The 363-nt window shown below is 40.5% G+C and carries 1 pseudogene; it reads right to left on the reverse strand.

The window, feature by feature from the left end:
* Positions 1-132 precede the first annotated feature (132 nt).
* Positions 133-363: pseudogene (locus CJF42_RS18330) on the reverse strand (IS110 family transposase); the annotation flags it as partial.

Below are 363 nucleotides of genomic sequence, written 5' to 3' on the forward strand. Positions count from 1 at the left end.
TAACTCAGGCTCTATGATATTTACGCGAACTGGTCGTCAAATCTAGTCTGCGAGCTCGAAGCTCTATGTTGTCGACTGACTTAACCAGCTGATTTTTATCTTCGTTTATGCATTTTGTTGTGTAAACTCTTTTTAGACAGCAAGTAATTCAGCTTTATATTCGGTGCCTTGTGTGAGCATGGCGTAAGCCGTTCTAACCGTTTTGTTTGCAAGCGCTACAGCCGCACACTTTTTACCTCTGCGCTCAACTAACCCTTTAATCCAAATATCCTTTTTTGTTTTTGCTTCTTTTCTTACCGCATGCTGTACAGCCGACATTGCTCCGCAAATGAGTTGACTTCTTATACCAATCAGATTATTTAA

The sequence above is a fragment of the Pseudoalteromonas sp. NBT06-2 genome (genome assembly GCF_002276045.1).
GTDB lineage: Bacteria > Pseudomonadota > Gammaproteobacteria > Enterobacterales > Alteromonadaceae > Pseudoalteromonas.